The sequence below is a fragment of the Georgenia sp. Z1491 genome, assembly GCF_049856175.1.
Taxonomy (GTDB): Bacteria; Actinomycetota; Actinomycetes; order Actinomycetales; family Actinomycetaceae; genus JB111.
The window spans coordinates 200,990-211,649 of the sequence record NZ_JBNDNA010000002.1 but is presented as its reverse complement, the minus strand read 5'-3'; the positions used below and the strand labels follow the sequence as shown (position 1 = coordinate 211,649).

Annotated in this window: 8 protein-coding genes; 5 read left to right on the top strand and 3 right to left on the bottom strand. The window is 75.2% G+C overall.

What is annotated here, in order from left to right:
• Positions 1–386: 386 nt before the first annotated feature.
• The 3 genes from ACPYO4_RS03565 to mtrA all read right to left on the bottom strand — a co-directional run bounded on the left by ACPYO4_RS03565 (position 387) and on the right by mtrA (position 4,752).
• Positions 387–2,093, bottom strand: coding sequence for an LpqB family beta-propeller domain-containing protein (locus ACPYO4_RS03565; RefSeq protein ID WP_425707838.1), 1,707 nt, complete (start codon positions 2,091–2,093; stop codon positions 387–389).
• A 161-nt stretch (positions 2,094–2,254) separates the two neighbouring features.
• Positions 2,255–3,883: an MtrAB system histidine kinase MtrB gene (gene mtrB / locus ACPYO4_RS03560; RefSeq protein WP_425707837.1), complete on the bottom strand. Its 1,629-nt coding sequence runs from the start codon at positions 3,881–3,883 to the stop codon at positions 2,255–2,257.
• A 185-nt stretch (positions 3,884–4,068) separates the two neighbouring features.
• Entirely contained in the window at positions 4,069–4,752 is a 684-nt protein-coding gene (gene mtrA, locus ACPYO4_RS03555) for an MtrAB system response regulator MtrA (RefSeq protein ID WP_425707836.1), read from the bottom strand.
• A gap of 95 nt (positions 4,753–4,847) precedes the next feature.
• On the opposite strand from mtrA, the gene ACPYO4_RS03550 reads away from it, so the two are divergent.
• From ACPYO4_RS03550 to ACPYO4_RS03530, 5 genes are read left to right on the top strand one after another with little or no spacing between them, the layout of a single operon-like run.
• A complete protein-coding gene (locus ACPYO4_RS03550) occupies positions 4,848–6,191 on the top strand; it encodes a hypothetical protein (protein ID WP_425707835.1) in 1,344 nt (447 codons plus the stop codon).
• On the top strand, positions 6,184–6,891 hold the full coding sequence (locus ACPYO4_RS03545; RefSeq protein WP_425707834.1) for a DUF4129 domain-containing protein: 708 nt from the start codon (positions 6,184–6,186) through the stop codon (positions 6,889–6,891). Before ACPYO4_RS03550 ends, ACPYO4_RS03545 begins: the two co-directional genes overlap by 8 nt.
• Complete coding sequence (locus tag ACPYO4_RS03540; RefSeq protein WP_425707833.1) at positions 6,888–8,123, top strand: DUF4350 domain-containing protein; 1,236 nt, start codon at positions 6,888–6,890, stop codon at positions 8,121–8,123. Before ACPYO4_RS03545 ends, ACPYO4_RS03540 begins: the two co-directional genes overlap by 4 nt.
• On the top strand, positions 8,120–9,328 hold the full coding sequence (locus tag ACPYO4_RS03535) for an AAA family ATPase (protein ID WP_425707832.1): 1,209 nt from the start codon (positions 8,120–8,122) through the stop codon (positions 9,326–9,328). The genes ACPYO4_RS03540 and ACPYO4_RS03535 overlap by 4 nt, the downstream gene beginning before the upstream one ends.
• On the top strand, positions 9,328–10,647 hold the full coding sequence (locus ACPYO4_RS03530) for a DUF58 domain-containing protein (RefSeq protein ID WP_425707831.1): 1,320 nt from the start codon (positions 9,328–9,330) through the stop codon (positions 10,645–10,647). The genes ACPYO4_RS03535 and ACPYO4_RS03530 overlap by 1 nt, the downstream gene beginning before the upstream one ends.
• The last annotated feature ends 13 nt before the right edge of the window (positions 10,648–10,660 follow it).

The window sequence follows — 10,660 nt, the reverse complement described above, 5'->3', positions numbered from 1 at the left end:
GGGGGGGGGGGGGAAGAGAGGGGGGGGTGCGTCCCCCCCCCCCCCCCCCCCCCCCCCCCCCCGCCGGACAGGCGGTGAGTCAGTCAGGTATCCGCCGAGTCAACCGACGCGGGGCACTGACTCACCACTTTGGTCACTGCCTCGGCGACCGTGAGGACAGAACGCACCTTCGCGGCGAAGCCGCGGATACGGCGCCCCTCGCGACGCGGCAGCGGGCTGTTCGCGAGGGCACGCCCTGGCGCCCGACGGAACCGCGCTGACCGCCAGGCACACCCGCGCCCACGTACCCGACCGAACCCCGCTCACTCGCCCTGACGCCCGACCGAACCCCGCTCACTCGCCAGGCAGAACGCCGCTCACTCGCCGATATGGCGGGTGTGAGGGGGTCAACCGGGGAAGGTCGGGTCGGACAGTCCCTCCGCGATACGCGTCCACGAGGCACCGGTGCGCTCGTAGATGCCGAGGTCCGAGGTCTGCAGCACCACGCTCGTCCCGCCCCGGCCGGCCGTGAGCGCCACGGCGCCCTGGAGGACGGGCAGCGGCTCGGTGTCCCCTCCGATGCTGACGAGATAAGGCCGGGGGGCCGGGTCCGTGGCCGTGCGGCCGAGCACCACGAGCGTCGTGGCATCGATCCAGGCGAGGTCCGTCGCGTCGACGAGACCGACCCCGACCCGCGCCTGCGAGGTGCCGAGCGAGCGCGGCTCGTCGTCGGGACCGCGCTGGACGCCCGAGACCTCGACGAGGATCGAGCCGCCCTGCTCGCGGATCACCGCCGCCCTGGCTCCCTCCCGCGAGACGCGCACGGCGCGCACGACCGACCCGTCGAGCCAGGGTGCGTCGATCTCGGAAGTACCGCCGCTCGGCAGGGCGGCGCGCAGGGTGCCTGCGTTGGTCCGCTCGCCGGTCCACGCCCAGCCGTAACGGTCCATCGAGGGGGCGACGAGCTCGGTCCCGGACACGACGAGGCGGGCGCTGCGGCCGGCCGTCGGTGCCGCCATCATGCGGGTCGGGCCGTCGAGGTAGACCTGTCCGTCGGGCGGGTCCGCCGGCGAGCCGGCCGGGGCCGAGACCACCCCGGTGCGGGGCGCCGCCGCGCCGGTCACGCGCACCTCCAGCCCGCCGTCGAGCTCGACGAGCTCGTCATCGGCCACCGCCAGCAGCGGCTGGGGCGTGTAGGGGTAGGCCGGAAGCTCCGGCACCGAGCCGATGGCAAGCGCGTTCCCGCCGACGGTCACCGTGACGTCGGAGACCCCCGGGACCGCCGACAGCGTCCGCCGGAGCTGTGCCACGAGGAGCTCGCGCTCGCGGTTAGAGGCCTCGAGGACGTCGTCGGTCAGGTCGACGGTCGCCACGCCGTCGGCGACGTCCACGGAGCTGAGCAGGAGACGCGTGGAGACAGGGGCAGGCGTCATGACGGCCGGCTCGAGCCAGGCCGACGGGCCACCGAGCACGCCCTGGACCAGCGAGGAGGCGAGGTTCTGGCGCGGATAGTGCCGCAGGTCGGCGACGACGGTCTCGCCGTCGGCCGCGGGGAAGTACAGCGGTGCCGCGACGTACTGGACGGAGAACGACTCGGCGGAGAGCAGCACGCCGTCCTCGAGGTCGATGATCCGCCACTCGCCGTCGTCGTCCCTCGCGAGCGTGAAGTCCGTGCGGATGTCCTGGTCGCTCGCGGCCTCGGCGTAGTGTCCCGAGCCGTCGATCACCGCGAACATCTGCGTCGTCACGGACACGCCGCCGTCATCGGTGGTGGCGATCTCCGGCTCCTCGGAGTCCGCGTACACGCGCACCTGCGCGAGCGGCTGCCACGCCGAGGTGGCGCCGCCCCCGAGGAACTCCCGCGCGACCGAGAAGTCGTCGGCGAAGCCGGTCGCGCTCGCGGCGAGGAACCCGCGCACGATCTCGTCGGGCGTGGCGCCCGCCTGGGGTCCCCGCGCATACAGACCGAGCGAGGGTGCGGCGCTCACCGTCGGGTCGGCGGCGTTCACCGGGCCGGAGCCGGGCAGCTGCGCGCAGCCCGCGAGGACCGCCAGGGCCAGCAGCAGGGCCACCAGGCGGGACGCGACCCTGCGCACGGCCCGGACACGTCGCACGCCACGCACACCTCGGACGAGCCCTCGGGCCGGCCCGGTCGGCGTACCCGCACCACCCGGCGCACGGGTGGCCGCAGCCGACAGGGTCCCCGCCGGCGACACACCCGACGCACCCGACACCGCAGACGCACCCGACACGGCCCTCGCCGCCGATCCTGTCGTCATCGCCCCTCCTCGATGCGCTCGCCACCTGTCGGCCCGGCGAGCCCGACGAGCGGGGCGGCCAGGGTCGGCTCGACGGTGGAGTCTCCGGGCCACAGCTCGATCGGGGACGGCCCGACCGGGCTGCCGTCCTGGCGCGGGAGGGTGAGCAGGAACGCGGCGCCCTGCCCCGTGCGTCCGGCCGCGGCAAGCGTGCCGCCGTGCAGCCCGACGTCCTCCTGGGCGATCGACAGGCCGAGCCCGGTGCCACCGGTGGTGCGGGTACGCGCCGTGTCGCCGCGCCAGAACCGGTCGAAGACCCGGTCGGCCTGTTCCTCCGACATGCCCACGCCGTGGTCCCGGACGAGGACCGCGGCCGTGCGCTCGTCCTCGGCGACCGTGATCTCGATCGGCCGTCCCTCCGAGTGCTCGATCGCGTTGACGAGCAGGTTGCGCAGGACTCGCTCGATCCGGCGCGCGTCGACCTCGGCCGTGCAGCTCGGCGTCGCACGGTGCACGGACACGACGGAGCCCTTGCGCTCGGCGAGGATGGCATGCCCCTCGACGACCCCGTCCACCAGCTCGGCGAGGTCCGTGGGTCCCACCTCGAGGATGGCGGCGCCCGCGTCGAAGCGGGAGATCTCGAGCAGGTCGGCGAGCATGTGGTCGAACCGCTCGATCTGCGCGACCAGCAGCTCGGCGGAGCGGCGCACGGGCGGGTCGAAGTCGTCGCGCCGGTCGTGGATGAGGTCCGCCGCCATGCGGATCGTCGTCAGCGGCGTGCGCAGCTCGTGGGACACGTCCGAGACGAACCGCTGCTGGAGGCGGGAGAGCTCGGACATGTCGCTGATCTGCTGCTGCAGCGAGTCCGCCATCTCGTTGAACGACTCGGCCAGCCGCGCCACCTCGTCGGACCCGCGCACGTCCATCCGCTCGTCGAGGAGCCCGGCCGCGAGCCGCTCGGCCGTGCGCGACGCCTGCCGGATCGGCCGCAGCACCCAGCGCAGCACAAGCGCGACCATCGCCGCGACGAGGGCGACGAGCGCGAGCGCCGCGACCCCGAGCACGGACGTGACGACGGCGATCATCTGCTGCTCGGGCTGGAGACCGTAAACGGTGTAGAGCTCGTACTCCCCGGCGATCGGCAGGAGGACCGGCGCGCCGACGACGATCGCCGGCACCTCCTCGCCGTCGATGGTCAGCGTGACCGACTGCCAGTGCAGCGACGAGCCGGGCTCGACGGCCGCGTGCATCTCCTCGGTGATGGCGTCCCGGATGACGGTCGAGCTGGTCGGCTCGGGGATCGTCGGCCCGGTCGCATGCTGCTCGTCGCGGGTGATGACGGTGCCGACGACCCCGGCGGTCGCCCCCTGGCTGAGCTCGACGATGTCCGTCGCGAGCGTCTGCACCTGGCTGGGCGTGGAGGCGGTGGAGTCGTCCATGTCCGCCTGCGCCTCGCTGGCCCGCTCGGCGGCGTCGGCGATGACCTGCTCGAGCCTGCCGTCGAACAGACGGTCGCGGATCTCGACGGAGATCACCGCGCCGATGATGCTCAGGCCGAGCAGCCCGCCGATCACGGTCACCGTGACCACGCGTACGGCCAGCGAGCCGCGCCAGCTGCGGGCGAGATCGAGGGCACGGCGCCGCACGCGGGCGCGCCACGACCGTCGGGGCGGCGTCGCACCGATCCGCCCGCGCGCGGGCCCACCGGTCGCAGTCCCGGGCCCCGATCCCGACGCGCCGGGCCCGGGCGTCCGGTTCGCTCCGGCGTCGTCGTCCCGGCCGTCCGACGTGGCCGACGGACGGTCGCTGCCCGCCGCCTCGTCGGAGGGACTCACGCCTGGACGGGTCCCGCCCGGTACCCGACGCCCCGCACGGTGACGACCACCTGCGGGTTGTCCGGGTCGAGCTCCACCTTGGCCCGCAGGCGCTGGACATGGACGTTGACGAGCCGGGTGTCCGCCGAGTGCCGGTAGCCCCACACCGTCTCGAGGAGCTGCTCGCGCGTGAAGACCTGGCGCGGCTTGCGCGCGAGCGCGACGACGAGGTCGAACTCCAGCGGCGTGAGCGCGATGAGCTCCTCGCCGCGTCGGACCTCGTGGGCGGCGACGTCGATGTCGAGGTCGCTGATGCGCAGACGCTCGGGGTCGACGTCGTCCTGCCGGCGCAGCCGCGCCCGGATCCGGGCCACGAGCTCCTTGGGCTTGAACGGCTTCTGCACGTAGTCGTCCGCACCGGCCTCGAGACCGGCGACGACGTCGAGCGTGTCCGACCGTGCCGTGAGCATGACGATGGGGACGTCGGACTCCGCCCGGATGATGCGGCAGATCTGGATGCCGTCGAGCCCGGGGAGCATGAGGTCGAGCAGGACGATGTCCGGGTGCGTCTGCCGGAACGTCTCGGGGGCCGCGGCACCGTCGGCGACATGCACGACGTCGAACCCCTCCGACTGCATGACGATCCCGATCATCTCGGCCAGGGCGACGTCGTCGTCGACGACAAGGAGGCGAGAACTCATACGACCAGTGTCCTACACGGACCGGGTACTTCTGCGGGCGGGCGCGCCGTGGATGCGTGGCACGATGGCGCGCAGTGGACCGAGACGGAGGCGGGATGACGCAGGGTGGCACGGGGCGAGGGCCGGACCAGGGCCCGTGGGGCGACCCCGGTCAGCACGGTTGGGGTGCCGGCGACCCCGGCGCAGCCGGCGGGCCGCCGGCGTACGGGCAGTACGGCACCGGCACGACGCCGCCTCCCGGTCAGCAGCCCACCTACGGGCAGTACGGGCAGTACGGCGCCGGCACGACGCCGCCTCCCGGTCAGCAGCCCACCTACGGCCAGTACGGCGCCGGCACGACCCCGCCACCCGGGCAGCAGCCCACCTACGACCAGTACGGCCAGTACGGCGCCGGCACGACGCCACCACCCGTCGAGTGGGGCGCTCCCCCGGCGGGCGGCCCGTCCGGCTACGGGCAGTACGGCGCCGCCGACGCCCCGGGCTCGGGCGCCTGGGTCGCCGACAGTCTGGCGGGCGGTCAGCCGGGCATCGTGGCGCTCCGACCGCTGCGCGTCGGCGAGGTCATCGAGGGCGCCTTCCGGGCCGTCAGGCACAACCCGGGCACGATGTTCTTCTACTCGGGTGTGGTCAGCGTGCTCACCGTGGTGCTGTCCCTCGCGGCGAGCTGGGCGTCGACGAACGCGAGCCAGTCGCTGACGATCGAGGAGTCGGCCGGGGTCCAGGGGCTGACGAGCTTCGCGCTCCTCGTCGTCGGTGCGCTGACCTCCCTCATCGCGACGGGCGCCCTCGTGGTCTCGGTCAGCCGCTCGGCGATCGGCGAGCGCGCGACCATCGGCCAGGTGTGGCAGGCCGTCAAGGGGCGGATCCTCTCGCTCGTCGGGCTCAGCCTCCTGCTCGGCCTCATCGCCTTCGCTCTGATGTTCGTCACCGTCATCGTCATGTCGGTCGTCGGTTTCGCGTTCGTCGCCGCGATCGCCGGCTCGACGTCGGGGTCCTCGACCGGGGGGATGGTCACGGCGGTCGCCGTCACCCTCCTCATCGCCATCGGCTCGGCGATCCCCGCCTTCATCGTCATGACCCGCCTGTCCCTGTCCTACCCGGCCGTGGTCCTGGAGAAGGCCGGCCCCGGGCGGGCCGTCTCCCGCTCGTGGTCGTTGTCGTCGGGCTCGACCTGGCGGATCGTGGGGATCTACATCCTCGCCGCCATCATCGCCGTCGTGGTCGGCGGCGTCGTGTCCCTGCCGATCGGGCTCGTCGGGGGTGCGATGGGGCTGTCCGACGCCTTGGTCATCGTCCTCACCTCGCTGGCCTCGGTGCTCGTCAACCTCATCATCACCCCGTTCACGGCCGGCGTGGCCTCCCTCGTCTACATCGACCAGCGGATGCGCCGCGAGGGGCTCGACGTCCAGCTCGCGCGCGCCGCCTCGAACCGTGCCTGACCTCCCGCCCACCCGGTGGCCGGCGGACGTCCCCGTCACGCCCGACGCGCCCGAGGCGCACGACTGGGCGGTCGAGGAGCTCTCCCGCCGCATGTACGACGACTCCCCCGGGTTCCTCTCCCGGCTCCTCGACCGGGTCGGGGACCTGTTCGACGGACTCGGCCAGGGGGGCGGCGCGATCCCCGTCCAGATCCTGCCGCTCGTCGTCGTCGGCGCCATCGCGGTGGTGGTCGTCCTCGCGCTCGTGCTCTCCGGACCGGTCCGGGCACGGCGCCGGGCGCGCGTCGAGGAGCCGGCCGGGGTGCTCTTCGAGGACGACCGCGACTCGCGCGACCTGCGCGCCGCCGCCGACGCCGCCGCACGGTCCGGGGACTACTCCCGCGCCGTGATCGAGCGGTTCCGGGCCATCGTGCGCTCGCTCGACGAGCGCGCGTTCATCGAGGACCGCCCCGGCCTGACGGCGCACGAGGCCGCGGACCTGGGCTCACGCGCACTGCCCGAGATCTCCGGCGAGCTCACGTGGGGCGGTCGCCTGTTCGACGCCGTCCGCTACGGCGACACCCGGGCCGCCGCGGGCGACGACGAACGGCTCCGCGCGCTCGACGACGCCGTCCGGCGCGCGCGGCGCGCGGCCGGCCAGGGGGCCCAGGAGTCCCGCGCCGCGGAGCTGCCACCGTCGCTGGACGGGGTGCTGGCATGAGCGCGTCCGCCCCGGCCGGGCCCGCGCCCACCGACTCCGCCCCCGACGGCCCCGCACCCGCGGACCTCGTCCCCGAGGTGGCGACGAGCACCGACGGCGCACCGACCGGCCGCCCCGCCCGGTGGAAGCGGCTGCTGCGCGTGGGGATCGTCGTCCTCGCCCTGGCGATCCTCGTGCTCGTCACCGTCGATCGGTCGTCGGGCCGGGACGCGGACCCGCTCTCCGCCCGCAACCCGCAGCCGGAGGGCGCGCAGGCGACCGCGGAGATCCTGCGCGACCAGGGCGTCGACGTCCAGGTGATCGGTTCGCAGCGCGAGGCGGTCGACCTCGCCGACGCCGGGACGACGCTCGTCGTCACGGCGTCCAGACACCTGACCGAGGACGCGGCCGCGCAGCTGGCCGGCACCGGGGCCGACCTCGTCCTCGTCGACCCCGCCGCTCCCACGCTGCGCGGTACCGGCGCGCCGATCGAGACCGTGGGCGGCGGGAGCCAGGCCCCCGTCCAGGCCGACTGCGACGACCCGGACGCCGAGGCCGCGAGCCGCATCGGCCCCTTCCGGGGCGGGCTGACCTCGGACGACCCGGACGTCACCACCTGCTTCGCGTCGGGCGACGCCGCGGCCTATGCCGTCTGGTCCGACGGCGACCGTTCCGTGCGGGTCCACGCCGACGGCCGCCTCATGTCGAACGCGGCGCTCGACGAGGACGGCCACGCGGCGCTCGTCCTCAGGTCCCTGGGTCACCACGAGAGGCTCGTCTGGTTCACCCCGACCGCAACCGTCGAGGCGGTCGACCTCTCCGAGGGCGTGCCGCCGGCGACGCTCTCGCCCGACTGGCTCGTCATGGTCGGCTGGGCGACCGCCTTCGCGGTGATCGTCCTCGCCGTCGCGCGCGGCCGCCGCCTCGGCCGCGTGATCCCCGAACCGCTGCCCGTCGTCGTGCGCTCGGCCGAGACCGTGCGAGGCCGCGGCGCGCTGTACCGTCGCTACGGCGCGACCGCCCACGCCGCGGCAGGCCTGCGCGCGGGGGCCGCCGCGCGGCTCGCACGCCGGCTCGGACTGCCCCGCTCCGTGCACCGCGTCGACCTCACCGACGCCGTCGCCCGGGCGAGCGGACGCGACGAGGCCCGCGTGCGCGACCTCCTGTACGGCGCCCCGCCCGGCACCGGCGCGGAGCTCACTCAGCTTGCCACCGACCTGGACACCCTGGAGAGCGAGGTTCACCGACCGTGACCCACCACCCCGACGACGAGAGGTTCGCCCCCCGGGACAGCGGCGCCTGGGCGCCCGGCCGACCGGCCGGACCCGGCAACGCCGGCGCTCCCGCCGGCACACCGGCCGGCGCCTACGAGCAGGGCGGCACGCCCGGTCACGCCGGCGGGCCCGGACAGGGCGGCGCGCCCGGCCACGCCGGCGGGCCCGGCGCACCGGGTGCCCCGGCCGCACCCGGCCCCCGCTCCGCCCGCGGCCACCAGGAGTCCGACGAGGCCCGGGCCGCCCGCGACCGCCTCGGCGCGCTGCGGGCCGAGGTCGGCAAGGCGGTGGTCGGCCAGGAGGGCGCCGTCACCGGGATGCTCATCGCACTGGTGGCCGGCGGTCACGTGCTCCTCGAGGGCGTCCCCGGCGTCGCGAAGACCCTCCTGGTCCGCACGCTGGCGACGGCCCTGGAGATGGACACCAAGCGCGTCCAGTTCACGCCCGACCTCATGCCCGGCGACATCACGGGCTCGCTGATCTACGACGCGCGCGCCGCGGAGTTCTCGTTCCGCCCGGGCCCCGTGTTCACCAACCTCATGCTCGCCGACGAGATCAACCGCACGCCGCCCAAGACCCAGTCCGCACTGCTGGAGGCGATGGAGGAGCGGCAGGTCACCACCGACGGCGAGGCCCGCCGCCTGCCGGACCCGTTCATGGTGATCGCCACCCAGAACCCGGTCGAGCACGAGGGGACCTATCCGCTGCCCGAGGCGCAGCTCGACCGCTTCCTGCTCAAGCTCGTCCTCGACCTGCCGGCCCGCGAGGAGGAGATCGAGGTGCTGCGCCGCCACGCCGCCGCGTTCGACCCGCGCAACCTCGCCGGCGCCGGGGTCGGTCCGGTCGCCGGCCCCGCGGACCTCGCCGTCGCACGCGCCGAGGTCGCGCGCGTGGAGGTCGCGCCCGAGGTCCTGGGCTACGTCGTCGACCTCGTGCGGGCCACCCGCAGCTCCCCCGCACTCTCGCTCGGCGTCTCGCCCCGCGGTGCGACGGCACTGCTGGCCACCGCGCGCGGCTGGGCCTGGCTCACGGGACGCACCTACGTCACCCCCGACGACGTCAAGGCGCTCGCCGTGCCCACACTGCGCCACCGGGTCGCGCTGCACGCCGAGGCCGAGCTCGAGGGCGTCACCGCCGTCGGCGTCCTGCAGGGCCTCCTGTCCTCGGTCCAGGTCCCACGCTGATGCTGCCCACCCCGCTCGCCGCGGCGTTCGCCGCGCTCGGGGTGGTGGCCGTGGCGCTGCACCCCACCTGGACGACGCTCGCGATCTGGATCGCGGTCGTCGTCGTGGTGGTGCTCGCCGACGCCCTGCTCGCGCCCAGCCCGAAGGAGCTGCGCGTCGACCGGGACGCTCCCCGGGCCGTGCGCCTGGGCAACGCGGCGACCGTCACGGTGACCGTGTCCAACGACTCGCGACGGCGGGTGCGCGGCGTCCTGCGGGACGCCTGGCCGCCGTCCGCCGGGTTCGGCGACGTGGCCGGTCCGGGCAGGACCGACGCGGACCGGCACCGCCTCGACGTCCCCGCCGGCGAGCGTCGCCGCCTGCGCACCGTCCTGGTCCCCACGCGCCGTGGCGAACGGGTGGCCGGAGGTGTCACCGTGCGTCTCGTCGGCCCGCTGGGTCTGGGTGCGCGCCAGGCCACCCTCGACGTCCCCGCCGCGGTGCGGGTGCTGCCCGCCTTCCGCTCCCGCCGGCACCTGCCCTCCCGGCTCGCACGGCTGCGCGAGATGGACGGCCGGGCGAGCGTGCTCGTGCGGGGGCAGGGCACCGAGTTCGACTCGCTGCGGGAGTACGTCCTCGGGGACGACGTGCGGTCGATCGACTGGCGCGCGACCGCCAGGCGCGGCGACGTCCACGTGCGGACCTGGCGCCCCGAGCGGGACCGCCGGGTGCTCGTCGTCGTCGACTCCGGCCGGCTGTCCGCGGCGCGCCTGGGCGACGCACCCCGCCTCGACGCCTCGATCGAGGCAGTCCTCCTCCTCGCCGCGCTCGCCTCCCACGCGGGCGACAGGGTGGACGTCGTCGCCGTCGACGCCGAGGTCCGCGCGCGGATCACCGGCGTGGCCGGGGCGAGGCTCATGAGCAGTCTCGCCGACGGGCTCGCCGTCGTCGAGCCCGCCCTGCTGGAGACGGACTGGACGACCGTCGCGCAGACCGTGGGCGAGACGCTCTCCCAGCGGGCGCTCGTCGTCCTGCTCACGGCCGTGGACCCCTCGACGATGAGCTCCGGTCTCCTGCCCGTGGTGCGGCGTCTGGCGCGCGACCACACCGTCGTCGTCGCCGGGGTCGAGGACCCGGCCGTCGAGGAGCTGCGCAGCGACCGGGGGGACTCCGGCTCGGTGCACGACGCGGCCGCCGCGGAGCGCACCGGTCTCGAGCGGGACGCCGTGGCGACCCGGGTACGGCAGGCGGGCGCCGACGTCGTGCAGGGCCACCCCGACGAGATCGCGCCGCGCCTGGCCGACGCCTACCTCGCCCTCAAGGCCGCCGGCCGGCTGTGAGGGGCCGGGTCCG

Bases quoted from the DNA above. Each gene is read 5' to 3' on its own strand.
- ACPYO4_RS03540 (WP_425707833.1), top strand. From the start codon at position 6,888: ATGAGCGCGTCCGCCCCGGCCGGGCCCGCGCCCACCGACTCCGCCCCC.
- ACPYO4_RS03550 (WP_425707835.1), top strand. From the start codon at position 4,848: ATGACGCAGGGTGGCACGGGGCGAGGGCCGGACCAGGGCCCGTGGGGC.
- ACPYO4_RS03530 (WP_425707831.1), top strand. From the start codon at position 9,328: ATGCTGCCCACCCCGCTCGCCGCGGCGTTCGCCGCGCTCGGGGTGGTG.
- mtrA (WP_425707836.1), bottom strand. From the start codon at position 4,752: ATGAGTTCTCGCCTCCTTGTCGTCGACGACGACGTCGCCCTGGCCGAG.